The 24993-nt window shown below is 69.9% G+C and carries 22 protein-coding genes; 17 read left to right on the top strand and 5 right to left on the bottom strand.

Features of this window, described 5'->3' with window-relative positions; all coding sequences use genetic code 11:
- Positions 1-166 precede the first annotated feature (166 nt).
- A complete protein-coding gene (locus D7X32_RS07670) occupies positions 167-556 on the top strand; it encodes a demethoxyubiquinone hydroxylase family protein (protein WP_120601861.1) in 390 nt (129 codons plus the stop codon).
- 14 nt (positions 557-570) lie between these two features.
- Here D7X32_RS07670 and D7X32_RS07665 read toward each other — a convergent pair whose 3' ends face one another.
- Positions 571-1953 carry a GGDEF domain-containing protein gene (locus D7X32_RS07665; protein WP_120601845.1) on the bottom strand — a complete coding sequence of 461 codons (1383 nt, stop codon included), beginning with the start codon at positions 1951-1953 and terminating at the stop codon, positions 571-573.
- A gap of 51 nt (positions 1954-2004) precedes the next feature.
- Between D7X32_RS07665 and D7X32_RS07660 the strand changes: the two genes are divergently transcribed.
- From D7X32_RS07660 to nadC, 4 genes are all read left to right on the top strand, one after another.
- Positions 2005-2820, top strand: a complete 816-nt coding sequence (locus D7X32_RS07660; RefSeq protein ID WP_120601844.1) for a chemotaxis protein CheW — start codon at positions 2005-2007, stop codon at positions 2818-2820.
- Positions 2821-2937: 117 nt separating this feature from the next.
- Positions 2938-4200 (top strand): response regulator, encoded by a 1263-nt coding sequence (locus D7X32_RS07655; RefSeq protein WP_120601843.1) that lies wholly within the window; start codon positions 2938-2940, stop codon positions 4198-4200.
- 53 nt (positions 4201-4253) lie between these two features.
- Positions 4254-7748, top strand: coding sequence for a valine--tRNA ligase (locus tag D7X32_RS07650; protein WP_120601842.1), 3495 nt, complete (start codon positions 4254-4256; stop codon positions 7746-7748).
- Between the two features lie 15 nt (positions 7749-7763).
- Positions 7764-8642, top strand: coding sequence for a carboxylating nicotinate-nucleotide diphosphorylase (gene nadC / locus D7X32_RS07645; RefSeq protein ID WP_171446906.1), 879 nt, complete (start codon positions 7764-7766; stop codon positions 8640-8642).
- A gap of 90 nt (positions 8643-8732) precedes the next feature.
- Here nadC and D7X32_RS07640 read toward each other — a convergent pair whose 3' ends face one another.
- Entirely contained in the window at positions 8733-10352 is a 1620-nt protein-coding gene (locus tag D7X32_RS07640; protein WP_120601841.1) for an alkaline phosphatase family protein, read from the bottom strand.
- A 93-nt stretch (positions 10353-10445) separates the two neighbouring features.
- Between D7X32_RS07640 and D7X32_RS07635 the strand changes: the two genes are divergently transcribed.
- From D7X32_RS07635 to D7X32_RS07620, 4 genes are all read left to right on the top strand, one after another.
- Complete coding sequence (locus tag D7X32_RS07635) at positions 10446-10856, top strand: acyl-CoA thioesterase (protein WP_120601840.1); 411 nt, start codon at positions 10446-10448, stop codon at positions 10854-10856.
- Positions 10857-10898: 42 nt separating this feature from the next.
- Positions 10899-11864 carry a class II fructose-bisphosphatase gene (gene glpX, locus D7X32_RS07630; RefSeq protein WP_120601839.1) on the top strand — a complete coding sequence of 322 codons (966 nt, stop codon included), beginning with the start codon at positions 10899-10901 and terminating at the stop codon, positions 11862-11864.
- A 43-nt stretch (positions 11865-11907) separates the two neighbouring features.
- On the top strand, positions 11908-12333 hold the full coding sequence (locus D7X32_RS07625) for a type II toxin-antitoxin system RatA family toxin (protein WP_014396139.1): 426 nt from the start codon (positions 11908-11910) through the stop codon (positions 12331-12333).
- A 406-nt stretch (positions 12334-12739) separates the two neighbouring features.
- Positions 12740-12919, top strand: coding sequence for a hypothetical protein (locus D7X32_RS07620; RefSeq protein ID WP_043321424.1), 180 nt, complete (start codon positions 12740-12742; stop codon positions 12917-12919).
- 114 nt (positions 12920-13033) lie between these two features.
- Here D7X32_RS07620 and D7X32_RS07615 read toward each other — a convergent pair whose 3' ends face one another.
- Positions 13034-14122: an ADP-ribosylglycohydrolase family protein gene (locus D7X32_RS07615; RefSeq protein ID WP_120601838.1), complete on the bottom strand. Its 1089-nt coding sequence runs from the start codon at positions 14120-14122 to the stop codon at positions 13034-13036.
- 80 nt (positions 14123-14202) lie between these two features.
- Between D7X32_RS07615 and eno the strand changes: the two genes are divergently transcribed.
- Genes eno through D7X32_RS07600 form a run of 3 tightly spaced genes read left to right on the top strand, consistent with a single transcriptional unit; the run spans position 14203 to position 17221 of the window.
- Positions 14203-15501: a phosphopyruvate hydratase gene (eno, locus tag D7X32_RS07610; RefSeq protein WP_120601837.1), complete on the top strand. Its 1299-nt coding sequence runs from the start codon at positions 14203-14205 to the stop codon at positions 15499-15501.
- A gap of 2 nt (positions 15502-15503) precedes the next feature.
- Complete coding sequence (surE, locus tag D7X32_RS07605) at positions 15504-16295, top strand: 5'/3'-nucleotidase SurE (RefSeq protein ID WP_120601859.1); 792 nt, start codon at positions 15504-15506, stop codon at positions 16293-16295.
- A gap of 44 nt (positions 16296-16339) precedes the next feature.
- Positions 16340-17221 carry a peptidoglycan DD-metalloendopeptidase family protein gene (locus tag D7X32_RS07600; RefSeq protein ID WP_244238895.1) on the top strand — a complete coding sequence of 294 codons (882 nt, stop codon included), beginning with the start codon at positions 16340-16342 and terminating at the stop codon, positions 17219-17221.
- Here D7X32_RS07600 and D7X32_RS07595 read toward each other — a convergent pair.
- Positions 17218-18228 (bottom strand): 2-dehydropantoate 2-reductase, encoded by a 1011-nt coding sequence (locus D7X32_RS07595; RefSeq protein WP_120601835.1) that lies wholly within the window; start codon positions 18226-18228, stop codon positions 17218-17220. The two genes, D7X32_RS07600 and D7X32_RS07595, sit on opposite strands and share 4 nt — an antisense overlap.
- On the bottom strand, positions 18225-19754 hold the full coding sequence (locus D7X32_RS07590) for an acyl--CoA ligase (RefSeq protein ID WP_120601834.1): 1530 nt from the start codon (positions 19752-19754) through the stop codon (positions 18225-18227). The genes D7X32_RS07595 and D7X32_RS07590 overlap by 4 nt, the downstream gene beginning before the upstream one ends.
- A 150-nt stretch (positions 19755-19904) precedes the next feature.
- Here D7X32_RS07590 and D7X32_RS07585 point away from each other — a divergent pair, with 150 nt between their 5' ends.
- From D7X32_RS07585 to D7X32_RS07565, 5 genes are all read left to right on the top strand, one after another.
- Positions 19905-20687: an SDR family NAD(P)-dependent oxidoreductase gene (locus D7X32_RS07585; protein WP_120601833.1), complete on the top strand. Its 783-nt coding sequence runs from the start codon at positions 19905-19907 to the stop codon at positions 20685-20687.
- Positions 20688-20750: 63 nt separating this feature from the next.
- Complete coding sequence (locus tag D7X32_RS07580; protein ID WP_120601858.1) at positions 20751-21866, top strand: hypothetical protein; 1116 nt, start codon at positions 20751-20753, stop codon at positions 21864-21866.
- A 17-nt stretch (positions 21867-21883) separates the two neighbouring features.
- Complete coding sequence (locus D7X32_RS07575) at positions 21884-23026, top strand: tetratricopeptide repeat protein (RefSeq protein WP_120601832.1); 1143 nt, start codon at positions 21884-21886, stop codon at positions 23024-23026.
- Between the two features lie 8 nt (positions 23027-23034).
- Positions 23035-24363: an AHH domain-containing protein gene (locus D7X32_RS07570; protein ID WP_120601857.1), complete on the top strand. Its 1329-nt coding sequence runs from the start codon at positions 23035-23037 to the stop codon at positions 24361-24363.
- A gap of 15 nt (positions 24364-24378) precedes the next feature.
- A complete protein-coding gene (locus tag D7X32_RS07565) occupies positions 24379-24945 on the top strand; it encodes an imm11 family protein (RefSeq protein ID WP_120601831.1) in 567 nt (188 codons plus the stop codon).
- Positions 24946-24993 lie beyond the last annotated feature (48 nt).

Here is a 24993-nt window from a genome sequence, read left to right as displayed (position 1 = left end):
AAGGAGCATGGCGGACGCGGGTGTTCACGCGCAACGCACCCCTAGCGGGATTCGGTTGACCCCGCTCGCGACCGAACGGATGCTCGCGAACGCCCTCCAGCCGAGCCTGCCGGGACGCACGCTGCCCGCTCGCCTGCTGGGGACTCTCCTTGTCGCAGAGGCCCTCATGCCGCAGACGAACCCGTTCCACTCGCTGGTACCCCGGAAGCTGACGGACTCCGAACTGGCCCGCTCCATCCGGCTCAACATCGAGGCGGAGCTGGACGCCATCAACCTCTACGCCGCGCACCTGGATGCGACGGACAACGAGGAGGCGAAGGCCATCCTGCGGCACGTGATGGACGAGGAGCGCGAGCACGCCGCCCTGTTCTGGCAGCTCATCGCGCGGTTGGATCCGGAGCAGGCCCAGCACGACCGCGATGCGTCGCAGAAGTACCGCCTCATCACCACCGGCGCATCGCACGAAGAGGTGGAGGCGGTGGGCGAGGGCGGCGGCAGCGAGCCCGCGGAGGTGGAGCTGCCCAAGCGCCTCACCGTGGGCAGCCTGCGCAAGTAACGCGGGACGGCCCGTCAGCCCTGCGAGGGCGGCGGGTTCTGACGGCGCTCGGCCGGGGTGGCTTCCAGGTCCTGCGCCGCCATGTAGACGACGTTCCGGGTGCCGCGCTTGCCCCGGTACATGGCCCGGTCGGACAGGTCCAGCAGGTGGTCCTTGTCCTGGGCGTGCTCCGGGAAGCTGGCCACGCCGATGCAGGTGGTGAGCTTGAGCGCCAGCCCCTCGCGGCCCAGGAACTGATGGGTCTCCATGGTGCGGCGGATGCGCTCGGCGACCTTGAGGGCCCCGCCGGAGTCGGTGCCGCGCAGCAGCACCACGTACTCGTCGCCGCCGAAGCGCGCCACCACGTCCGGGTCGCGCACGCAGCCCTTGAGCACGCGCGCGGCCTCCACCAGCACGCGCGAACCCACCAGGTGCCCGTGCGTGTCGTTGATGGCCTTGAAGCGGTCCAGGTCCAGGAACAGCAGGGAGAAGGGCCGCTGCGTCTGGAGGGCCTCGTTCACCTCGCGGTCCAGCACCAGGTGCAGGTAGCGCGTGTTGAACAGGCGGGTGAGGTCGTCGACGTACGCCAGGTCCTCCACGGCGGCGAAGCGGCCCAGGTTGCGCAGGGCCAGCGCCCAGTTGCGCACGAGGAAGCTCACCGTCTCCACGTGGTGCTCCGCGGGAGCGCTGTCGTGGAAGAGCACCGCGTGGCCCAGCACCGTGTCGCCGTCCACGGCGGGGAAGGTGAGGGTGCGCGGCCAGGGCACCTGCAGGCCGTCGAGTGACTGCGGCGTGCGCGTGCCCGTGAGCCTTTCGGTGAGCTGCGGCACCAGCGCTTCGTGCAGGTCCTCCGGCAGGCCGCGCATCCCGTGAGAGCGGAAGCCCGAGGCGGCGGGGTCGCGCTCCAGGAGCATGACGGCGGAGGCGTTGGCCATGGACTCCAGCGCGTCCGCGGTGGCGGCGGCCAGCCGGTCGCGGTCGAGCGTGGTGGCGATGCGCTGCCCCGCCTCCAGCAGCGCGACGTGCTGGCGCAGGGACGCGTTCTCGCGCATCAGGTCGCGCGTGGTGAGCGCGCGGCGCAGGGCGTGCTGCAGGGCTTCCGGCGCCACCGGCTTGACCAGGTACTCCGCCGCGCCGCTCTTGATGGCGCGCACCGCGGGGGCCACCTTGTCCAGGCCGGTGATGACCACCACCTCCACGCCGGGGTAGCGCTCGCGCACGTGGCGGAGGACCTCCATGCCGTCGCCGCCGGGGAGGATGAGGTCGGTCACCACCGCGTCGAACCGGTCCGCGGCGAGGGCGGCCTTCGCATCCGCCACGGTGGGAACCGCCGTGACGATGTGTCCCGCGGCTGTGAGGTAGTCGCCGTAGAGGTTGCGGGCGATCTTTTCGTCGTCGACGAGGAGCAGTCGCGCCATGACTGTTCAGGGCTTAGCACCCAACCCTGGAACGCTGCTAGGGTCCCCGCCGTGTCGCCCTTTGAAAGCGGACGGCGGCTCTGCCTGCTGGTGGAGGCCGGTGAGACGCGCTACGCGGTGGAGGCCACGTCCGTCATCGAGGTCGCGATGCCGGGCGCACGCGGCGCCAGCCTGCGGGGCGTGCTGGAAGTGAAGGATCTCTCCGCGCTGCTCGGCGGACCGCCCGAGGACGTGCCGGGCATGGTGGTGGTGCTGGACGTCAGCCCCACGCTCGCGGTGCGGGTGCGCTCCGTGGTGGAGGTCGCGGATGTCGCGCGGGATCCGTTCTTCCTGCTGCCTCCCGGCCTGGCGGACTCGCTGGCGCCCCTGAGCCGGGGCGCGGTGCTGCACAAGGACCGGCTGTACCTGGAGCTCATCGTGGAGGCGCTGCCGCACCGGGCGGGCCCCCGGGCGACCCCGCCGGAGCCCCGGCCCGTGCACTGGGCGGACGAGCCCCCGGAGCGCGCGTTGGTGCTGGAGTCCCAGGGCGTGCTGTTCGGCGTCCCTCTGGGCTGCGTCTCCCAGGTGGTGCCCCGGGGCGAGGCGTTCAGCGTGCTCCCGGTGCAGAGCGGACCGGTGGCGGGCGTCTATCCGCACGCGCAGGCGCTGTGGCCCATCTGTTCGATTCCGGCGCTGCTGGGGGCGCCGGCCCGGGTGGAGGACCTGTTCGTCCTCACGGAGCTGGCCGGGCGGAACGTAGGGCTGGCGGCCACCCGGGTGCTTGGCGTGCTGCAGAAGTTCAAGCCGGCCGAGCTGACCGGAACGTTCCGGGCGCCGGGGCTGCCGGATCCGGTGATGTTACTGGACCTGCAGCGCATGTTTTCTTGATCGGCTCAACGCGCGAATCCTAAGCTTCTCCGATTGACACAGGGCGTGCAGGCAGGCTTGCTCGCCCGAAATCTCAAACGAATTCAGGGGGGTATGCGCCCCCCGAGGCCGGAGCCGATGCCCAAGAATCTACTGATCGCCGACGACTCGCTCACCATCCGCAAGGTGATCGGGATGATCTTCGCGACGGAAGACTTCCAGGTGACCGCGGTGGACAACGGGCTGGACGCCATCTCCCGCACGCGCGAACTGCGTCCGGACGTGGTGCTCGCCGACGTGATGATGCCGGGCAAGAGCGGCTACGAGGTCTGCGAGGCGCTCAAGAGCGACCCCTCCACGCAGGCCATCCCGGTGATGCTGCTCGCCGGCACCTTCGAGGCGTTCGATGAGAACCGCGCGAAGGCCGCCCGTGCGGACGACCACATCACCAAGCCCTTCGAGAGCCAGATCCTGCTCGACAAGGTGAAGGCCCTGGTGGGCCAGAAGTCCAACACGATGCCCGCGTCCGCCGCGACGCGCGTGCTGCCCCAGACCGCCGCTCCGGTGGCCCCGGCCGCCGCGCCGCCCGCCGCCACGCCTCCGGGCGCGCGTCCCGCGGGTGCGCCGCCTCCGGGCGCCGTGCCTCCCGGTGCGCGTCCTCCGGGGCCGGGCGTGCCGCCTCCGGGCGCGCGTCCTCCGGGTGCTGGCGTTCCTCCGCCTCCGGGCGCGGCGCGTCCGCTGCCGGGCGCGGTTCCTCCGGGTGCGCGTCCCGCGGGTGCGCCGCCTCCGGGCGCCATGCCGCCGGGTGCGCGTCCTCCTCCGGGCGCCATGCCTCCGGGCGCGCGTCCTCCGGGTGCGCCGCCGCCGGGCGCCATGCCGCCGGGTGCGCGTCCTCCTCCGGGCGCCGTGCCGCCTCCGGGCGCGCGTCCTCCGGGTGCGCCGCCTCCGGGCATGGCCGCGCGTCCTCCGGCCCCTGGCGCTCCGAACATCCCGGGTGGCTTCCCGCGTCCGCCGGGCGCCGCGCCGCTGCCCGCCGCGCCTCCGCCCGCCGCGGTGCCTCCGGCCGCCCGGGCCCGGGATCCGTTCGGGTTGGGCGCGCCGTCCGCGCCTCCCGCCGCCGTGCAGGCGCGTCCGGAGAGCATCCGCATCGAGGACTCGCTGCCCGAGCCCACCGGCGCGGAGGAGATCTCCCTGGACATCGGCGGACCCTCGCCGGCCACTCCGCCCGCGCGCGCCCGTCCGGCCGCGGATGGCGGCGAGGCGCTGCTCCGCGAGGCGCTGTCGAAGGCGTCCCGCGAGGTCATCGAGAAGATCGCCTGGGAGGTCGTTCCGCAGCTGGCGGAGACCATCATCCGGGAAGAGCTGGAGCGGCTCATCAAGGACCGCGAGACCCAGCATTGATTCGCAGTCCCCCCTGATTCCCCGCCGGCCCCGTCGGGGGCCGGCCGCTTGCAATGACTGACACGACTGAACTGTCCAAGGCCTACGAGCCCTCCGAAGTGGAGGCGCGGTGGTACAACCACTGGCTGGAGCGTGACTACTTCCGCGCCGAAGCCCCTTCCTCCAAGCCGCCGTTCAGCATCGTGCTGCCGCCGCCCAACGTGACGGGCAGCCTGCACATCGGCCACGCGCTCACCGCCACCATCCAGGACATCCTCACGCGCTGGAAGCGGATGAGCGGCTTCAACGCGCTCTGGCTGCCGGGCACGGACCACGCGGGCATCGCCACGCAGATGGTCGTGGAGAAGGAGCTCAAGAAGACGGAAGGCAAGAGCCGCCACGACCTGGGCCGTGAGGCGTTCCTCGAGCGCGTCTGGACGTGGAAGGGCAAGTTCGGCGCGCGCATCGGTGAACAGCACCGCTACCTGGGCGCGTCTCTGGACTGGAGCCGCGAGCGCTTCACCATGGACGAGCAGTCCTCGGCCGCGGTGCGCGAGGTCTTCGTCCGGCTGTACGAAGAGGGCCTGATGTACCGGGCCCAGAAGCTCATCAACTGGTGCCCGTCCTGCCGCACGGCCCTCTCCGACCTGGAAGTGGAGCACGAGGAGAAGAACGGCTCGCTCTGGCACATCCGCTATCCGGTGAAGGGCACGGAGCGCTTCCTCACCGTGGCGACGACGCGCCCGGAGACGCTGCTGGGCGACACCGCCGTCGCCGTGCACCCGGACGACCCGCGCTACCAGGACCTCATCGGCAAGAGCGTGGCGCTGCCGCTCACCGACCGGGAGATCCCCGTCATCGCGGACGGCGAGCTGGTGAACATGGAGTTCGGCACCGGCGTGGTGAAGGTCACGCCCGCGCACGACTTCAACGACTACCAGACGGGCCTGCGCCACAAGCTGCCGATGCTGTCCATCCTGGACGAAGCGGCGCGGATGACGAAGGACACCGGCAAGTACGCGGGCCTGGACCGGACCGAGGCGCGCAAGCAGGTGCTGGCGGACCTGACGGAGCTGGGCCTCCTGGAGAAGGAGGAGCCGCACAAGCTGAGCGTGGGCACCTGCCAGCGCTGCTCCACGGTGGTGGAGCCGCGCCTGTCGCCGCAGTGGTTCATCAAGATTGAGCCGCTGGCGAAGCCGGCCATCGAGGCGGTGGAGCAGGGCCGCACGAAGTTCGTCCCCGAGTCCTGGACGAACACGTACTTCCACTGGATGAACAACATCCACGACTGGTGCGTGAGCCGCCAGCTGTGGTGGGGCCACCAGATCCCCGCGTGGTACTGCACGGCGTGCACGCCCCCGGAGGCGCGCTCGAAGGACACGGCGGACGTCATCGTGTCTCGCACGGTGCCGGAGTCCTGCCCCAAGTGTGGCGGCACGGAGCTGACGCAGGATCCGGACGTGCTGGACACCTGGTTCTCGTCCGCGCTGTGGCCGTTCTCCACGCTGGGCTGGCCCAAGCAGACGGCGGATCTCCAGACCTTCTACCCGACGTCCGTGATGGAGACGGGCCACGACATCATCTTCTTCTGGGTCGCCCGGATGATGATGATGGGCCTGCACTTCATGAACGACGTGCCCTTCCGCACCGTGTACCTGCACGCGATGGTGCGCGACGAGAAGGGCGAGAAGATGTCCAAGACGAAGGGGAACGTCATCGATCCCCTGGACGTCATCCTGGGCGCGAAGGCGGACGCGCTGCAGCCGTCGCTGCGCAACCGCTTCCCGCAGGGCATGCCCGCGCACGGCGCGGACGCGCTGCGCTTCACGCTCGCGTCGCTCACGCAGCAGGGCCGCGACATCAAGCTGTCGATGGACCGCCTGGGTGGCTACAAGGCGTTCTGCAACAAGCTGTGGAACGCCAGCCGCTTCGCCCTGATGAACATGGGCGACTTCAGCCTGGACCGCACGCCGCTGGAAGGCCGCAAGCTGACGCTGGCGGACCGGTGGATCCTCTCCCGGCTGCAGAAGGCCACGCAGGAGACGCACGCCTCGCTGGAGGCGTTCGGCTTCGCGGAAGCCGCTTCCACGCTGTACCAGTTCCTGTGGGCGGAGTTCTGCGACTGGTACATCGAGCTGGCGAAGGGCTCGTTGTATGGCGACGACGCGGAGGCCAAGGACACCACGCGCGCGGTGCTGGTGACGTGCCTGGACCGCATCCTGCGGCTGATGCACCCGTTCATGCCGTTCATCACCGAGGAGATCTGGCAGAAGCTGCCGATGTCCCGTCCCACGGAGAGCATCTGCATCGCGGCGTACCCGCAGCTGGAGACGGCGTGGGTGGACGCGGCCGCGGAAAGCGAGATGGCGCCGGTCATCGCGGCCATCGAGGGCGTGCGCACGCTGCGCGGCGAGAGCAACCTGCCGCCGTCCGCCAAGGTGAAGGCGGTGGTGCAGAGCCCGGATGCGACGACGCGCGAGCTGCTGGAGCGGTGGCGCGCGTACCTGATGCCGCTCGCGGGCCTGTCCGAGGTGGTGGTGGGCCCTCCGGGCGCCAAGCCTCCGCAGGCGGCGGCGTTCGTCAGCGGCAACCTGGAGATCTACGTGCCCCTGGCGGGCCTGGTGGATCTGGACGCGGAGCGCGACCGCCTGAAGAAGGAGATCGCCCGCTCCGAGCAGGAACTCGCGAGTTTGCAGCGCAAGCTGGACAACCCCAACTTCGTGGCCCGTGCTCCGCCGGATGTGGTGGAGAAGGACAAGGCCCGGGTGGCGGAGCTCCAGGAGCGCTCGGTCAAGCTGCAGGATCACCTCCAGCGCATCGCCCCGGAGCCCCCCATGTCCGAGACGCCGTCGCCGTTGCCGGGCAGCACCGAGTCCGAAGCCCCTGAAGCGTCCGAGTCCATCGCGCCCGAGAGCGCCCAGGTGAAGGTGGCCACCGAGCCGTCGGCACCGAAGGGCGAAGAAGTGAACCTGGGCCAGGAGCTGAAGGGCGAGATCGAGGCCGAGGAGGCCGCGCAGGCGCCCCAGCCTGCGGATCCGGTGGTGGAGGAAGCGCTCAACAAGCTGCGCGAAGGCACCAAGGAAGGGCTGTCCGCGGCGGATCACCACGACCTGGGCGTCGCGTACATGAGCATGGGCCTCGTGGACGACGCGATGCGCGAGTTCGACCGGGCCAAGGAGGGCGGCGACGCCCGCGAGGCGCCGGAGGGTTCGGCGAAGCCGGTGAAGAAGGCTTCCGCGAAGAAGGCCGCGGGCAAGAAGGCTCCGGCGAAGAAGGCCGCTGGTAAGCAGTCTCCGGCGAAGAAGGCCGCGGGCAAGAAGCCGGCGGCGAAGACGGCCCCTGCGAAGAAGGCGGCGGGGAAGAAGACCGCCGCGAAGAAGGCCGCGGGCAAGAAGCCGGCCGCGAAGAAGGCAGCGGGGAAGAAGGCTGCGGGCAAGAAGCCGGCGGCGAAGAAGGCCCCTGCGAAGAAGGCCTCCGCGAAGAAGGCGGCGGGGAAGAAGACCGCCACGAAGAAGGCCGCTGCGAAGAAGACCACCCGGGGCAAGCCGGCGCGCAAGGCGCGCCGGTAGGAGTAGGAGGCGGAAGTGCAGCAGGATTATCTCGATCGGCTCATCGCGCTGTCCCTCGACGAGGACCTGGGCGCGGCGGGGGACGTCACCTCGCTGGCGGTGGTCCCCGCCGACGCGGAGGGCAGCGGTGAGCTGGTCGCGAAGGAGCAGATGATCGTCGCCGGCCTGGATGCCTTCGTCCGCGTCTTCCACATGGTGGACGCGGAGGTGGAGGTGGAGGTCCTCAAGCGCGACGGCGAGGAGATCAAACCGAAGGTGGTCGCCGCGCGCGTCCACGGCAAGCTGCGCTCGCTGCTGGCCGCCGAGCGCACCGCGCTCAACCTGGTGCAGCGCGCCGCCGGCATCGCGACGCTGGCCCAGCAGGCGATGACCTCCGTGCGGGGGTCGAAGCTGCGGGTGTTGGACACGCGCAAGACGCCGCCGGGCATGCGGGGCCTCGCGAAGCACGCGGTCCGCATGGGCGGCGCGTCCAACCACCGCTTCGGCCTCTTCGACGGCATCCTCATCAAGGACAACCACATCGCGGCCGTGGGTGGTGACATCACGGAAGCGGTCCGCCGCGCGAAGCTGAATGGTCCCCGGTTGGTGAAGATTGAAGTGGAGGTCACCAACTTCAAGCAGCTGGAGGAGGCCATCGCCGCGGGCGCGGACGTCGTCATGTTGGACAACATGGACGACACGCAGATCCGCGAAGCGGTGAAGCTGACGGCGAGCCGCGTGCCCATCGAAGTATCGGGCGGCGTCACGTTGGATCGGCTGCCCCGGCTGGCGAAGCTGGGCGTGGACTTCGTGTCGATGGGCGCGCTGACGCACTCGGCGCGGGCCATGGACCTGTCGCTGGAGATCGCGACGACGAAGAAGCCCTCGCGCAAGCCCCGCTCCGCGCAGGGCTGAAGCAAGGCTTCATTCCAAGCTGTTGGAGGGCAGGGCAGGCCGGTGGAAGCCGACTCGACCTGCCCTTTGCTTTTCAGGTGGGCGCAGCGCTCACCGCGCGCCCGTGAGCGCCTCCGCGCGCGGCTTGCCCTCCGCCGACGCGGGCATCCCCATCTCCAGCAGTGCGGACAGCGTGGGCGCCACGTCCACGGGGTTGATCTCCTCCAGGTACAGACCCGGCTTCACGCCCTTGCCCGCGAACACCACCGGCACCTGCGTGTCATACGAGTACGGCGTGCCGTGGTTCGTGCCGCGCGGATAGTCGCTGATGACCTGGAAGGGCTTCGCCATGAAGACCACGTCGCCGCTGCGCATCGGGTAGTAGCCGCGCCGCATCGCAGCCAGGAGCCCATCCGGGTCCGGTGCCGTGGCCAGGTCGTCCTTCGCCAACGCCCACACCGCGAAGGGCTGCTTCGCCAGCCACGCCGCCGCCGCGCGCCGCACCGCCACCGCGTCCACCTTGCCGTCCTCCAGCGCCTTGCCACCCAGGTGCACGTCCAGCTCCAGCAGCTTCACCGTCACGTCCACGCCGAACTTCGTCTTCAGCTCCTGCGCCAGACCCTTCGCCGCCTCCACCGGATTGAGCCGTGCCGCGGGCAGGCCCGCCTGCGCCCACGCTTCCGGAATCTCCGCGCCACCGTGGTCCGCGGACAGCGCGATGACCAGGTTCGCCTTCCCTCCGGCCGCGCGCTCGGCGGCGGCGATGAGCTCACCCATCGCCTGATCCAACCGCAGCATCGTGTCCTGCATCTCCCAGGAGTACGGCCCGAACGCGTGGAACACCGCGTCCGTGCCGCTGAAGCTCACCGCCAGGATGTCCGGCACGTCGTCCTTCCCCAGACCTTCACCCTCCAGCGCTGCCGTCGCTGCCTGCACCAGCAGGTCATGCGACAACGGCGACACGGAGAAGGCCCGGTACGACGCCGGCCCGGGCGCCTGGAGCCCACCCTTCAGCGCGTGCGGGAACACCCGACCCATGCCGTAGGCCTCCGGCTCCACCGCACGGTCGTCGTCGCCCACGTATTCAGCGCGCGGACGCAACAGCTCCCACGTCTTGCTGAAGCTCGCGTCCGCCAGCTTGCGCGCGTTGAACGCCTGCATCCACGCGGGCTCGGCCTTCGCGTACCAGGTGCTCGTCACCATCCGGCCCGTCGCTTCATCGAACCACCACGCCTGGCCCTGCCTGCCGGCCAGCGGAATCGCCGCGCGTGACTTGAACGACAGCGCCACCACCTTGCCCCGACCTTGCGTGGACACCCGCAGCCGGTCCGCCAGCGTCTCCGCCATCAGGTTCACCGGGCTCGTGTCCGACCCCGGGGGCGTCTCCCCGTTCAGCACCGGATGCGTCGGGTCCGTGTAGACCTGCACCGCCTGTCCGGTCGCGCGGTCGTAGATGTCGTTGTCCACGATGCCGTGGCGCCAGGGGTTCGCGCCCGTGGCCAGCGTCGCGTGCCCCGGGGCCGTGCGCGCCTCCGCGTAGGCGTACCGGGCGTAGGGGTAGTACGCGCCCGTGGAGAGCAGCCGGCCCAGGCCGCCCGTCAGGCGCGGACGGCTTCTCAACAGGAGGTCGCTGCCCATGGCGTCCACGCTGATGAACAGGGTGAGCTTCGGGGCCTTGGCGGAGGCGGGCAGGGCGAACAGGACGAGGAGGGTGGCGAGCAGGCGCGACATGGTGCGGCAGCCTCTCCGGGCGGATGAACAGAAGCAACCAACATGCGCGCCCACCGCTTGGACACGTCACCCCGCCCTGATATGGCCGCCTCAATGGTCGAGGCACGGCTGCGCGTCATCTACGGCGACACGGATCAGATGGGGGTCGTCTACTACGCGAACTACTTCCGCTACTTCGAGTTCGCCCGCAGCGAGTTCTTCCGTGCCCACGGAGGCAGCTACCGCGAACTGGAGAGCACCGGGCTGCTGTTGCCCGTGGTGGAGGCCAGCGCCCAGTACAAGGCGTCCGCGCGCTACGACGACCTGCTCCTCATCCGCACCACCCTGGACGAGTTGCGCCGTGCGTCACTCGTGTTCACCTACGAGCTGCTGCGCGACGGTGACTCCCCCACGCTCCTGTGCACCGGCCGCACGATGCACGCCTGCGTGGGGCGCGACGGCAAACCCCAGCGGCTGCCCGAAGCCATCGCCCGCCTGAAGGCCGCGGACGACACCGACACCTGACCTTTTTTCCTTCCCGAATTCCCGAACGAGGAGCACCCGACAATGGATCGCAACCTGGCAATGGAGGTCGTGCGCGTCACCGAGATGGCGGCCATCGCCTCCGCCCGCCTCATGGGCCGCGGCAACAAGGACGAGTCCGACCAGGCCGCCGTGGACGCGATGCGCCGCGCCTTCGACGCGCTGAACATCGACGGCACGGTTGTCATCGGTGAGGGCGAGCGCGACGAGGCGCCCATGCTCTACATCGGTGAGCGCGTCGGTGCCCGCACTGCCGGCGCCCCCGAGGTGGACATCGCCCTGGACCCGCTGGAGGGCACCAACCTGTGCGCCTATGGCCGCCCGGGCTCCATCTCCGTCGTGGCCATGTCCAGCCACGGTGGCCTGCTCAACGCGCCCGACACGTACATGGAGAAGATCGCCGTGGGCCCGCGCGCCAAGGGCGCCATCGACCTGACCAAGTCCCCCACGGAGAACCTGCGCGCCATCGCGGAGCGCATGAAGCTCTACGTGGAGGACCTCACGGTCATGATCCTCGACCGCGAGCGCCACGCCGACCTCATCAAGGAGGTCCGTGCCGCGGGCGCTCGCGTGCGCCTCATCGAGGACGGTGACGTGGCGGGCGCCATCGCCACCTGCTTCGAGGGCTCCGGCGTGGACGTGCTCATGGGCATCGGCGGCGCGCCGGAAGGCGTCATCGCCGCGGCGGCCATCCGCGCCACCGGCGGCGACATGCAGGGCCGGCTGGTGCCTCGCAACCAGGGCGAGATCGACCGCGCCAAGAAGATGGGCATCACCGACATCCACAAGATCTACACCGCCGAGGAGCTGGCCCACGGCGAGGTGATGTTCGCCGCCACGGGCGTGACGAGCGGCGACTTCCTCAAGGGCGTGCGCTTCTTCGGCGGCGGCTGTGAGACGCACTCCGTCGTCATGCGCAGCAAGACGGGCACCGTGCGCTTCATCCAGTCCATCCACAAGTTCGACAAGAAGCCGGGCTACGCGCCGTAAGCTGTCCCCCAGCCTCGTCCTTCACGCCTCCGGAGACACCGTCATGGCCGGCGCCACGCGCACCATCACCATCAATGCCCCCGTCGAGAAGGTCTTCGACATCATCACCAACTACGACCGCTACGCGGAGTTCCTCCCGGAGGTGAAGAAGGTCTCCACCTCGCAGCGCCAGGGGAACACCGTCCAGGTGCACTACGAGGTCGATGTGGTGAAGCGCATCCGCTACACCATCCGCGTCACCGAGGAGCGCCCCAAGCGCATGTCCTGGACCTTCGTCGAGGGTGAGGTGATGAAGGACAACAAGGGCAGCTGGACGCTGGAGCCCGAGGGCGAGGGGAAGACCCGCGCGACCTACAACGTGGAGATGGCCCTGGGCGCCCTCATCCCCAAGGCCATCATCAACACCCTCACGGAGACCCAGCTCCCCAAGATGCTGGAGGCGTTCAAGCGCCGCGCCGAAGCTCCCTGAGGTTTCCGCCGGCGACTGACATTTCGCGTCAGGTTTCCGCCCGCCTGCCTGTCATCCCGTACGGCCCGTGCCGTGCAAGGGAGCAGGAGGGCGGGCGGGCCCTTTTCGGCTGGAACCGTGCCGCGCGAGGGCACGGGGGCCACCTGAAGCGAGTCGTATTGCGGCGCGCGGCGGGCGCATTAGGATCAGGCGAATTTTGAACGTCCACGGACGCTCCCCTGACATCCATGGCACGGTTGCCCTGTCCCGGATGTCGGGAGCTGGACGAGCAGCCATGCAGAATCAGGGCAGCATCCCCAGAAAGAAACCGGGGTTCTTAATTTGCATCAAAGAGATGTGGAAGTGGTAAGGGGGCGGGACGGCGGGCGTACATCGGGGTACGTAGGCTGAGGGAGAGACCGAACCCATGCTCGACGCGTTCATCATTGAAGAAATCAAGCGCCGCGAGCGGCTCCGCCGCGAGGATTACGAGCGGCCGGTGGTGGAGCTCCCACTGCCTGCACCCGATGACCGTCCCCACCGGAGGACGGACACCGAGGAAGAGAAGCCGTCCCGAGGCGTCGTCGTCATCGACCTCCTCGGCTGATGACCCATCCCACCCGTGGCCCCGGAGCCACGGCGTGTCCCGGGGCCCGCGGCCGGGCCGTCCCTCACCGGGCGGCTCCCGCGGGCTTCGCATTTGCGGGGCCTGGGATGGGCCCTAGGCCGGGGCCAGCAGCAGCAGGTGCCGGGGGTGGTAGACCTCCCACAGCACCGTCCCCTTCTGGAGGGGATTGTAGGGCTGCAGGGCCAGGAGGACCTTCTCGCGCCACTCCTCCGGCAGCGCGCCCTCGCCGTGGAAGGCGCCCACCAGCGCCCCGGTGACGGAGGCGTGGATCTCCGTGTCGCCGCCCCGGTGGATGACGTCCAGGAGCGCCGCTTCCGCCGTGGGGACGTGGAGCAGCTCCCAGAAGGCCAGCCGGAACGCGGCACGCACCGCGTTATTGCCGGGCCGGTGCATGTGCAGCTCCGGGCCGTAGAGCTGCGGGTCGTCCTTGGCCGCCAGGGCCAGGTCCTCGCGCAGGAGGGCGGCGGCCTGGGCCACCTCCTGGACGTAGTCCTTCTCCTGTTTGCCCAGGGCGGCGGCCGCCAGGGAGATGCCCACCTCCGCGGCGGGGAGCAGGTCCGCGGCCTTCAGGTTCGGACCGCCCGTCACCGCCTTGGCGACGGCGGCGCACAGCCCCGCGCCGGCCAGCTGGCTGCGGGGGTCGAAGTGGGTGAGGGCCGTGTCCTCCAGCGCCGCCTTGGCCAGGGCGAAGGAGTCCTTCGCCAGGTGCACGCCCAGGGGCACCACGCGCGGCAGGGCGCCAGCGGGGGCCAGACGGCGGAAGTTCTTCTGCCAGACGCGCTTGCCGGCGTCCTTCACCTGGGGCGGGTGGCTCGCGTCACACTCCTGGAACAGCTCCTTCATGTGCCCGGTGACGGAGATGGCGTGGGACTGCCAGGCCCGGTAGCGCTTGAGCGCGTCTCCCGCGTCGTAGCGCTTCAGGTCGCGCAGGCTCAGGGCCAGGGCCACCGCGAGCTGGGTGGGCTCCGTCACCTGTCCCTTGCGCAGGTCAAACGGGCCGCCTCCGTGCATGCCCTGGTACGGCCCCTCGGCGAGCTGGGGGAAGGACGGTGCATAGAAGGGCCTCCCCGCCGTGGGCACGGCCAGGGCGTTGCCAATGGCAAGCCCCAGGAGGGCACCCCGGGCACGTTGACCGGGAAGCGGGTCGGGGCCCGTGGCGCGGCGCTTGGGAGGAGGAGGCATTCGGCGGCTGGACACTGTAGCAGGCGGCACATGCGAGCGTGCTTGCCCGTTCTGGCCGTGCCTCGTAGAAACGGCCGCCTATGACCGAGATCGCTCAAATCCTGGCGCGTGAAGTGCTCGATTCCCGTGGCAACCCGACCGTGGAGGCCGAAGTGCTGCTCGTGGGCGGCTCCCGTGGCCGCGCGACGGTGCCCTCCGGCGCCTCCACCGGCGAGCACGAGGCGCACGAGCTGCGCGACGGCGACAAGCACCGCTACCTGGGCAAGGGCGTGCAGAAGGCCGTGGACCACGTGCGCGACACCATCGGGCCCGCGCTCATCGGCATGGACGCCGTGGACCAGGTCGCCGTGGACCAGCGGATGATTGAACTGGATGGCACGCCCACCAAGTCCAAGCTGGGCGCCAACGCCATCCTCGCCGTCTCCATGGCCGCCGCGCGCGCCGCGGCGGACGCGCACGGCCTGCCGCTGTACCGCTACGTGGGCGGTCTGCAGGCGCGCACGCTGCCCGTGCCGCTGATGAACATCCTCAACGGCGGCGCGCACGCGGACACCCGCGTGGACGTGCAGGAGTTCATGGTGGTGCCCGCCGGCGCGAAGACCTTCGCGGAAGGCCTGCGCTGGGGCGCGGAGGTGTTCCACGCGCTCAAGAAGATCTTGAAGGGCCGCAAGCTGGCCACGGGCGTGGGCGACGAGGGCGGCTACGCCCCGGACCTGCCGGCCAACGAGGAGGCGCTCAAGCTCATCATGGAGGCCATCGACGCGGCGGGCTTCAAGGCGGGCGAGCAGCTGTTCCTGGCGCTGGACGTGGCCGCGAGCGAGTTCTTCGACAAGGGCTCCAAGAAGTACAAGCTCAAGGGCGAGGGCAAGGAGTACGACTCGCAGGGCCTGCTGGAGTACTACCGGGGCCTGTCCCAGAAGTACCCCATCATCTCCATCGAGGACGGCATGGCGGAGGATGACTGGGAGGGGTGGAAGAAGCTCACCGACGCGCTGGGCGACAAGGTCCAGCTGGTGGGCGACGACCTCTTCGTCACCAACGTGGAGCGCCTGTCCAGGGGCATCGAGACGGGCACGGCGAACTCCATCCTGGTGAAGGTGAACCAGATTGGCTCGCTGACGGAGACGTTCGACGCGGTGCGCATGGCGCACAAGGCGGGCATGACGTCCATCATGAGCCACCGCTCCGGCGAGTCCGAGGACACCACCATCGCGGACCTCGCGGTGGCGCTGGACTGCGGGCAGATCAAGACGGGCTCGGCGTCGCGCTCCGACCGCGTGGCCAAGTACAACCAGCTCCTGCGCATCGAAGAGGAGCTGGGCGTCGGGGCGCGGTACGCGGGCCGGTCCGCCTTCCGCTCGCTCGCGAAGAAGCAGTGACCGTGAGCACTTCGCGTCCCCGCATCCTCGTCTCCAACGACGACGGATACTTCTCCGAAGGGCTGCAGACGCTCGTGGAGGCGGTGAGCCCGCTGGGTGAGGTGTGGGTGGTGGCGCCTGACCGCGAGCAGAGCGCCGCCTCCCATGCCATCAGCCTGCACCGGCCGCTGCGCATCAAGGAGGTGCGCGAGCGGTGGTTCGCCGTGGATGGCACCCCCACGGATTGCTCGTATCTGGCGGTGAACCACCTGCTGAAGGACAATCGTCCCCAGCTCATGGTCTCCGGCATCAATCACGGCGCGAACCTGGCGGACGACGTCATGTACTCCGGGACGGTGGCGGCGGCCATGGAGGCCGCGTTCCTGGGCGTTCCGGCCATCGCGTTCAGCCTGGTGACGCGGGGGCCGTTCGACTTCGGGCCGGCGGGCCGCTTCGCGCGGGCGCTGGTGACGGAGGCGCTGTCGCGGCCCCTGCCGCCCCGGATGCTCCTCAACGTGAACATCCCCGGCGGCGTGGAACCGGACGGCTACGTCATCACCCGGCAGGGACGGCACTCCTACGGCAACAACGTCGTGGAGAAGGAGGACCCGCGCGGCCGCAAGTACTACTGGATTGGCGGCACGGAGTACGCGCACGAGAACATCCCGGGCAGCGACTGCAACATCGTCATCGACGAGAAGCGCGTGTCGGTGACGCCGCTGCACTTCGAGATGACCGACCACCCTCGCATCCCGGAGCTGTCGGGGTGGAACCTGCAGGGCTTCAAGCGGCACGGTTCGGACGGCGGTGCCTGAGGTTGTGGCCGGGCGGCTCCAGCCGAGCGGGCAGGGCGCTCTGGGTGTTGCTCGCGGCCGCGTTGTTCAGCGGCTGCGTGGGCACCCAGGCCGCTTCCTCCTCGAACCTGGAGACCGCGGCGCTGCCCGCGTCCACGGCTGACGGCAAGCCGCTGTCGTTCGCGCTGAGGCCCACGCACGAGGAGCCAGAACTGGTGGCGGTGCGCCACCGCGTGGCCCCGGGCGAGACGATGTACCGCATCGCCAAGACCTACGGCATCACGGTGGAGGAACTGGCGCAGGCCAACGGCATCAAGGATCCGCGCGAGCTGTCGGTGGGCAAGGAGCTGATGATCCCGGGCGGCGAGCCCCCGCAGTACGGCGACCCGGGGCCGCTGTCCGACGAGGAGCCGGAGCTGGTGCTCTCGAAGCCGGGCCAGGCGCCGGTGTCCACGCCGCGCCGCTCGGTGCCGGTGGTGACGCGCCGCGAGGACCCGCCGCGAGCGCGCGTGGTGTCGGGGCGTCCGGGCGCACCGTCGCGTCCGAAGCTCGCGACGCAGGGGCTGCTCGACTGGCCGCTGCGCGGCGTGCTGTATGGCCGCTTCGGCAAGAAGGGCAAGGAGCCGCACGATGGCATCGACCTGGCGGCGCCCGCGGGCACACCCATCAAGACGGCGCAGGAGGGCACGGTCCTCTACGCGGGCGAGCAGAAGGGCTATGGCCTCATCGTCATCGTGGAGCACGCGTCGCCGCTGATCACGCTGTACGCGCACAACCGCGACCTGCGCGTGCGCACCGGGCAGAAGGTGCGGCGGGACCAGGTCATCGCCACGGTGGGCGAGTCCGGCCGCACATCCGGGCCGCACGTGCACTTCGAGGTGCGCGTGGACGGCAAGCCGGTGGATCCGCTGGAGTACCTGGGCGTGATGCCGCCTGCGTCGCCTTAGGTCGCTTCGGGAGCTGGGGGTGTCGCGCGGGGCGGGTAGCCACCGGCGTGGCGGGCTCGCTCGCGCACCAGGGCGAGGATGTTTTCGCAGGTGGGCATGGGCTTGCCCACGAGCTGGCCCAGCTCCACCACTGCGCCCAGCAGCGCGTCGATCTCCATGGGGCGGCCGCGCTCCAAATCCTGGAGCATGGACGTCTTGTGCGCGCCGACCTGGGCCGCGCCCTGGATGCGCTGGTCCACGTCGATGAGGAAGCGGGTGCCCAGGACCTCCGCTACCGCCTGCGCCTCCACCATCATCGCGCGGGCCACGGCGCGCAGGTCCGGCTGTCGGGAGAGGACGTCGAGCGTCGCGCCGGTGAGCACCGACAGCGGGTTGAAGGCGAGGTTGCCCCAGAGCTTCACCCAGATTTCGTCACGGATGCGGGGACGCACGGGGGACTTGAGCCCGGCCTTCATCATGAGCTGCGAGAGGGCCTGCACACGCGGACTCTTGCTGCCGTCGGGTTCGCCCAGCGTCACGCGGTCGTTGTACGTGTGCACGATGACGCCCGGAGAGACGACCTCCGCGGCCGGGTACACCACGGTGGCGATGACGCGCTCGGGAGGCAGCGTGCGAAGGAGCACGCCGCCAGGGTCCACGCTCTCGATGTGGCGGCCCGCGTACGGGCCTTCGAGTCCGTGGAAGTACCAGTAGGGCACGCCGTTGATGCCGGTGACGAGCGCCGTCTCCGGGCCCAGCAGGCGCGCAATCTGCGGCGCCGCGGCGGGCAGGGCGTGGGCCTTGAGCGTGAGGAAGACGTAGTCCTGCGGGCCCGCGTCATCGGGAGAGTCCGTGCAATGCGGACGCACGGTGACCGTCTCACCGCCGCTGGTGAGCGTGACGCCGTGGGTGCGCATCGCGTCCAGGTGGGCGCCTCGCGCGATGAAGGTGACGTCCGCGCCGGCCTGGAGCAGCTTGACGCCCAGGAACCCGCCGATGGCGCCCGCGCCGAAGATGGCGATCCTCATGACGTGAGCCCCAGCCGCTCCGCCAGCCCGATGCGCTGCACCTTGCCGGTGGGACCTTTGGGCAGCTCCGAGAGGAAGACGATGCGGCGGGGCACCTTGAAGTCCGCCATGCGTGAGGCCACGAAGTCGCGCAGCTCGCGCTCGGTGGGGCTGTGGCCCTCGCGCGGGACGACGGCGGCGGCCACGTCCTCGCCGAGCTTCGCGTGGGGCAGGGCGAACGTCACGGCCTGCTGCACGGCGGGATGATCCAGCAACACGGTGTCCACCTCCAGCGGGCTCACCTTCTCGCCGCCGCGATTGATCAGCTCCTTCAGCCTGCCCGTGAGCCGCAGGTATCCCTGCGCGTCGAGCGTGCCCTGGTCGCCCGTGCGGAACCATCCATGGGTGAAGGCGCGCGCGTTGGCCTCGGGGTTGTTCACGTAGCCGGTCATGACGTTGGGGCCGCGGATGACCACTTCGCCCAGCGCCCCCGGAGGCAGCAGCGTGCCCACGTCGTCCATGATGGCGACCTCGGGCCCGGCGGCGAGCCCCACCGACCCCGCGTACCGGGGACGCGGTGGCAGCGGGTTGGAGGCCATCTGGTGCGCGGCCTCCGTCATGCCGTAGCTCTCGATGACGGGCACGCCGAAGATGCGCTCCAGTTCCTCCATCACCTGCGGTGGCAGCGATGCGGAGGAGGACCGGATGAAGCGCAGGCGGTGGCCCTTCAGGCTGTCCGGGTTGCGGCGGGCGCGCTCCACCAGCGCTTGATGCATGGTGGGGACGGCCGTGTACCAGGTGGGGCGGACCTCCTCGAACCAGGAGAAGAAGCGCAGTGCATTGAAGCCCGGCGTGCACACCACGCGGCCTCCAGCGCCCAGGCTGGACAGCACCGCTGCCACGAGCCCGTGGATGTGGAACAGCGGCATGATGTTGAGGCACGCATCCGTGGGCCCCAGGCCCAGCAGCGCGCCGATGTGCCGCGCGGACGCGCTGAGGTTCGCATGTGACAGCGGTACGAGCTTCGGTCGCGCTGTCGTGCCCGAAGTGTGCAGCACCAGCGCGACGTCGTCCGCGGTGGCGGGCCCGGGACGGTGGGCCATGCCCGGAAGCGGCTGCCCGGCCTTGAGCGTGAAGTGCCCCCCCGGTCCCTCCTGCTCTGGACTCAGTTCGATGAGTGGGATGCCCCGTGCACGCGCGACCTCGCGGGCCGGTCCTTCCGTTCCTTCGAGCACGACCAGGGCCCGGGCCTGGAGGTCCTCCAGGTAGAACGTGAGCTCGTCCGCGCGGTAGGCGGGATTGAGCGGAGCGGTCGTCGCGGCACCTGCCACGGCGAGAAATGCCGCCGCCATCTCCGGACCGTTGGGCAGCACCAGCGCGATGCGGTCGCCCTGGCCCAGCCCCCACGCATTCAACTGCTCGCGGACCTTCGTGGTGAGTTCCCTCAGAGAGCCGTACGTCATGCCCTGCCTGCCGGGCGCACCGAGCGCTACATCCTCCGTCCGTCCGCGTGCGAGCAGTGCTTCGAGGGTGTCCATCCGCTCCATGCCGGGCTCCACGTCCTCGGGGTCCCCTTCCGAATATGGCCGCGCATCCTCAGGGGCAACCGCTTTGTGCGCGGGCCTTCTTCCACTGGATGGGGCCACCGGAGCGCGGGTCCCCGGTGTGCTGCTATATCGCTGCCGGGAGGCATCACCATGTCGCGGAAAGTGGCGCTCATCACCGGCGCGTCGGCGGGACTCGGAGTGGAGTTCGCGGAGCAGTTCGCGAAGGATGGACACGACGTCATCCTCGTCGCGCGCGGTGTGGCGAAGCTGGAGGCCCTGGCCGCGAAGCTGGCGCAGGCGCACGGCGTGAAGGCTCACGTGCTGCCGGCGGACCTGGGCCAGCCCTCCGCGCCCGAGCAGCTCTTCGCGCGCGTGCAGGAGCTGGGGCTCGCGGTGGACTTCCTCGTCAACAACGCGGGGTTCGGATCCTCCGGGGCATTCCTCGATCAGGACCTGGGGCGCGAGGCGGAGATGGTGGAGGTCAACTGCACCGCGCTGCTGAAGCTCTCGTACCTGTTCGCGCGGCCCATGCGCGAGCGCAAGCAGGGGCGCATCCTCAACATCGCGTCCACGGCGGGTTTCCAGCCGGGACCGTACATGGCCACGTACTACGCGACGAAGGCGTTCGTGCTGTCGTTCACGGAGGCGCTCGCGTTCGAACTGGAGGGCACGGGCGTGACGGTGACCTGCCATTGCCCCGGTGCCACGAAGACGGAGTTCACCGCGCGCGCGGGCAACGCGGAGTCGCGCCTGTTCAAGCGGTCGGGCGTGGCGGAAGCGCCCGAGGTGGCGGGCCATGCCTACTCGGCGATGATGAAGGGCCAGGTCGTCGCGGTGCACGGCGTCCTCAACCGGCTGGCGGCCTTCTCCTTGCGGTTCAGCCCCCGTGCCGCGGTGCGTTTCGTCACGGCGAGGCTGAACCAGCAGGCCTGAGCGGGCAGGGAAGCAGCCACGGAGCCCCTGGGCGCGGGCCGGGAGGAGGGTAGAGTGTCGCGCGTGTCTCGCCTCCCCCGGCTCCTGGTCGCATGCCTCGTGTCGCTGACGTCACCTGCCCTCGCGCAGGAGGAGACGGCCGTTCCCTCGCCGTCCCCGGAGCTGGCGCTGGCCGAGGTCTTCGAGGCGAAGGCTGAGCCCTCGCGGCCCTCCGTGACCGAGGCGCCAGCCCCGACGTTCACGGTGGCGGTGCTGCCGCTGGAGGCCAACGCGGCGGGGAAGGACGCCGCGACGGGCATCACGTCGCTCATCGCGGGCCGGATCGCGGAGTCGCCCCGGCTGCGCGTGCTGTCCCAGCGTGAGCTCCAGGCTCGCATCGCCCCCGAGCGTCAGCAGCAGCTCCTGGGAGGCGCCCCGTGTGAGAAGGGCGACTGCGTCCAGGCGCTGTCCTCGCTGACAGGCGCGCGCTACGTCCTCACGGGCCGTCTGGACCGGTTCGGAGACCAGTACCTCCTCACCGCGAGCCTCGTGGACACGCTCGATGGCCACACCATCGCCAAGCCGCGCGCGGAGGCCAACGAGGACGGCGAGTTGCTGCGCACGGTCGTCGCCGTGTCCGACGAGCTGAGCATTGCCCTGGAGTCGCCCGGTTCAACCGTCACGGCCCGGCCGCTGTTTGGCGGCGCGATCGCGCCGTCGCCGGGCGGCGGGCTGACGATGGGGCTGCGCTTCAACAACAGCTTCATCGAGAAGCTGTCGTCGTTGAACCCGGGCCTGGACCTGGAGGTGGGGTACTGGTTCCACCCGGAGTGGCAGGGCTTCGTCCAGGTGGGCTTCACGCTGGTGCAAGCTGGCGGCACCGACGAGGGCAAGCTCAACGTGCTGCCCAGCATCGTGGGGGCGCGGCACTACCACCGCCTGGAGACGTCGCTGCGGCCCTACTGGGGCTTCGGCCTGGGCGTGCAGCTGTCGTTTGGCGACTACGGCATCTTCCAGAACACGGGCCCGCTGCCGTCCGTGGTCGGGTTCGTGGGGTTGGAGTACCTGCTGGTGGGCCACGTGGGCTTCCAGTTGGAGCTGGGGACGAACATCGCGCAGGCGGTGCTGGGGCTCGCGGACGACGGCGCGGGCGACGGCCTCAACCTGGATGTCAACGCCGGCATCGCATACCACTTCTGAGTCTTTCGGAGCCTTTCATGTCCTCGCGTCTGCGCGCCCTGCCGCTCCTTGCACTGCTGGCCACCGGGGCCTGCACTGAAACCCCGAAGCTCGATCCGAAGGACCAGGCGGAAGGGCTCTACCTCCGGGGCAACTCCGAGTACCTCCAGGGCAAGTTCGACGCCGCGCTCAAGTCCTTCGACGAGATGAAGGCCTTGACGCCCGGCGACCCGCGCCTGCCCGCCGCGAGGGGCGAGGTGCTCCTGTCGATGAGCCGGCTGGAGGAATCCGAGAAGGAGTTCGAGGCCGCGCTGCGGCTGGATCCGAAGCGCTCCACCAACTGGAGCCGGCTGGGGTTCATCCAGGCGCAGCTGGGCAAGAAGGACGAAGCCCGGCAGTCGCTGCAGAAGGCGCTGGCGCTGCATCCGAAAGACTTCAACGCGCTGGAGCAGCTGGGCGAACTGGCCGAGGAGCGCGGCGACCACGACGAGGCGGTGCGCGACTTCACGCAGGCGGCCGAAGCCGCGCCGGATGCGTCGAAGGCGGACCTGCTGGTGCGGGCGGTGGACGTGCTGACGACGCAGGGGCGGCAGGACGAGGTGCTCGGGCTGCTGCGCAAGGTGGCGGGGCAGGGGGTGCGGACGCCGGAGGTGCTGACGGCGCTGGGAGACGCGGAGGTGCGCGCGGGCCGGTTGCCGGAGGCGGCCGCGGCGTACGAAGAGGCCGCGAAGAAGTCGCCCAAGGAGCCGACGCTGTGGGAGCTGGTGGCGGAGATCCAGCTCAAGCTGGGCAAGCGCGAGGAGGCGCTGAAGGCCTACGGCGAGTCGCTGAAGGTGAAGGACCGCGCCATCGTCCACGTGGCGCTCGCGAGGGCGCACCTGGCGGCGAGCGACCGCGCGGCGGCGGAAGGGGAGCTGCAGAAGGCCCTGGACACCGTGTCCGGAGCGGACGTGGGGGAGATGCAGGAGCTGGCGGAGCTGCTCACGACGATGGGACGCAAGCAGGACGCCCTGCGCATCCTGACGAGCCTGGGCTCCGAGCCGGGGCACGCGAAGAACACGGAGCTTCAGCTGTCCACGGCGAGGCTCGCGCGTGACTTGAAGGACACGGCCACGGTCCAGGCCGCATGCGCCCGGGTGGCGGCGGCGGCGACGGACGGTGGCGCGGTGAAGTGCCCGTAGATGCCCGGATGCATCGCGGGTGGCTTTGCCTGCTGCTGCCGTTCCTCCTGACGGGCTGCGCGTCCGTCCGGGTCGTGCGTCTGGACACGGGGCATGCGGAGCCGGTCGTCGTGACGCCCCGGGTGGAGGCCGAAGCTCCACTGGAGGACGCGGAGCTGGAGGCGGACGAATTCGAGGAGGCCGTCACGGCGCTCGCGCGTGACGTTCGTCAGTTCTCGCATCCGCTGCGGGATGCCCGGACGTTGTTTGGCGTGCCGGAGCGCAGCGGCGTGTTCGGGTACGAAGCGCGCACGCATCGGATCCGTCCTCTGGGTGAAGCGGAAGCACGGGAGCTTTATCTGCTGGACGATGCGTCGGCGGAGCTGACGCGCGCCTATGGCCGCTGGTGCGAGCGCAAGAAGCAGGGGCGGGACTGCCTCTCGCTATTGGAGGAGGGGCCGCTGCTCGGAAGCGACGGCCGGTATGCCCTGGCCCTGGCAATGGCGATGGACTCGGTGTGGGAGGAGACGGCGGAGGCCCTCCGCGGAGTGGTGAATCCGCAAGCAGTGCTGGCCACCGTCACGGCCTCGGTCACGGTGTATCTGCTGTTGTGGTCATTGCCGGAACCCGTGTCCAAGGGCCTCGCGGCGCTGATGACGGCGACGGCCATCGCGTATCTGGGCGTGGACATGGTGTGGGGACTGCTGAACGGGTGGCTGACGTTGGTGAGGCAGGCCGACCGCGCGCTGACGTTCGACGAACTGCGCGAAGCAGGGGAGGGCTACGGCAAGGTGCTGGGGAAGAACGCCGCGCGGGTCTTCGTGATGCTGGCCACCGCGGCGCTGGGTAATACGGTGGGGCTGGTGGCGAAGGCACCGGGGCTGCCGGGCTCCGCGCAGGCGGCGCTCGCGGTGGAGGCCCAGGCGGGCTTCGCCTACGCGGGCCTGGGTGGCGTGCGGTCCGTGGCGATGACCGCGGATGGCTTCACCATCGCCCTGACGCCCAATGCGGTCGCCATGTCGTCACGGGGCGAGAGCCAGAAGCACCACCTCGCGACCCTGCGGAACAACGTGTCCACTCATCGTGGCGGACCATGGACGCCACGCTTCCAGCGCATCTTCAAGAAGGCTGGGATGGAGCTGAAGGACCTGGAGAATGTCGTCGAGGTCCCGGGACATCGCGGCCCGCATCCGAAGCGCTACCATGAGTTGGTGATGGCGCGACTCAACAGCGCCACGGCGAATTGCCGGAAGGTCGAAGACTGCCGTGCGGCACTGATCCGGGCTCTCGAACTCCTGGCTAAAGAAGTCAAGAAACCTGGAACAGAGCTCAACCTGCTCGTCACCCGAGGCGGCTGAAATCCGAGAGCCACAATGACACTTCGCTACTTCGAGTTGTCCGAAGACGTCCAGGCTGGCACTTGGTACCTCGGCGACCCCGTCGATGAGCAGGGTCAGGAGGTCGATGACCCCTGGCAGTTCCGAGCGGGGCGTCCGGTGTCGGTAACGGGCCGATTGACCGTGCCCATTGATCAGCAGGGGCGTGCGTTGGATTTCTCGACCGCGGGAGTCGGACTCGCGCCCGTTGTCCACGTGAAGGTGGCATCCGTCTTCGCGGAACTCGCCCCCGAGGATGTCCAGTTCATTCCTGTCCGCATCCAGGGCATGCCGGACCAGTACGTCATCCTCGTGGCCACGAAATGCATCCTCTGCATTGATGAGCAGGCTTCTGCCGTCCAGTTCTGGACCGCCGAAGATGGACTGCCTGAGAAGGTGGGAAAGTACTACGCCGTGGACGATCTCCACATCGACGTGAAGAAGGTCGGCACCACGAAGGTGTTCCGGACAGAGGGGTGGAAAATCGCCCTCATCGTCTCAGAGGACATCAAGCTCGCCCTGGAACGCATCCGCGCCACGGGAGTCCGCTTCACTCCCGTTTGAGTTCCCGCCGAGGCCTCATCATGCTGCTCATACGAAACAAGTGAGTTC

It is taken from the genome of Corallococcus carmarthensis, from assembly GCF_003611695.1.
Taxonomy (GTDB): Bacteria; Myxococcota; Myxococcia; order Myxococcales; family Myxococcaceae; genus Corallococcus; species Corallococcus carmarthensis.
This window is presented reverse-complemented; position numbering and strand designations above follow the sequence as displayed.

What these genes read in the sequence shown, in the direction of transcription:
- D7X32_RS07670 (WP_120601861.1), top strand. Translation starts at nt 167, where the DNA reads ATGCCGCAGACGAACCCGTTCCACTCGCTGGTACCCCGGAAGCTGACG.
- D7X32_RS07665 (WP_120601845.1), bottom strand. Translation starts at nt 1,953, where the DNA reads ATGGCGCGACTGCTCCTCGTCGACGACGAAAAGATCGCCCGCAACCTC.
- D7X32_RS07655 (WP_120601843.1), top strand. Translation starts at nt 2,938, where the DNA reads ATGCCCAAGAATCTACTGATCGCCGACGACTCGCTCACCATCCGCAAG.
- D7X32_RS07650 (WP_120601842.1), top strand. Translation starts at nt 4,254, where the DNA reads ATGACTGACACGACTGAACTGTCCAAGGCCTACGAGCCCTCCGAAGTG.
- D7X32_RS07640 (WP_120601841.1), bottom strand. Translation starts at nt 10,352, where the DNA reads ATGTCGCGCCTGCTCGCCACCCTCCTCGTCCTGTTCGCCCTGCCCGCC.
- D7X32_RS07635 (WP_120601840.1), top strand. Translation starts at nt 10,446, where the DNA reads ATGGTCGAGGCACGGCTGCGCGTCATCTACGGCGACACGGATCAGATG.
- glpX (WP_120601839.1), top strand. Translation starts at nt 10,899, where the DNA reads ATGGATCGCAACCTGGCAATGGAGGTCGTGCGCGTCACCGAGATGGCG.
- D7X32_RS07625 (WP_014396139.1), top strand. Translation starts at nt 11,908, where the DNA reads ATGGCCGGCGCCACGCGCACCATCACCATCAATGCCCCCGTCGAGAAG.
- D7X32_RS07620 (WP_043321424.1), top strand. Translation starts at nt 12,740, where the DNA reads ATGCTCGACGCGTTCATCATTGAAGAAATCAAGCGCCGCGAGCGGCTC.
- D7X32_RS07615 (WP_120601838.1), bottom strand. Translation starts at nt 14,122, where the DNA reads ATGCCTCCTCCTCCCAAGCGCCGCGCCACGGGCCCCGACCCGCTTCCC.
- eno (WP_120601837.1), top strand. Translation starts at nt 14,203, where the DNA reads ATGACCGAGATCGCTCAAATCCTGGCGCGTGAAGTGCTCGATTCCCGT.
- D7X32_RS07595 (WP_120601835.1), bottom strand. Translation starts at nt 18,228, where the DNA reads ATGAGGATCGCCATCTTCGGCGCGGGCGCCATCGGCGGGTTCCTGGGC.
- D7X32_RS07590 (WP_120601834.1), bottom strand. Translation starts at nt 19,754, where the DNA reads ATGGAGCGGATGGACACCCTCGAAGCACTGCTCGCACGCGGACGGACG.
- D7X32_RS07585 (WP_120601833.1), top strand. Translation starts at nt 19,905, where the DNA reads ATGTCGCGGAAAGTGGCGCTCATCACCGGCGCGTCGGCGGGACTCGGA.
- D7X32_RS07575 (WP_120601832.1), top strand. Translation starts at nt 21,884, where the DNA reads ATGTCCTCGCGTCTGCGCGCCCTGCCGCTCCTTGCACTGCTGGCCACC.
- D7X32_RS07570 (WP_120601857.1), top strand. Translation starts at nt 23,035, where the DNA reads ATGCATCGCGGGTGGCTTTGCCTGCTGCTGCCGTTCCTCCTGACGGGC.
- D7X32_RS07565 (WP_120601831.1), top strand. Translation starts at nt 24,379, where the DNA reads ATGACACTTCGCTACTTCGAGTTGTCCGAAGACGTCCAGGCTGGCACT.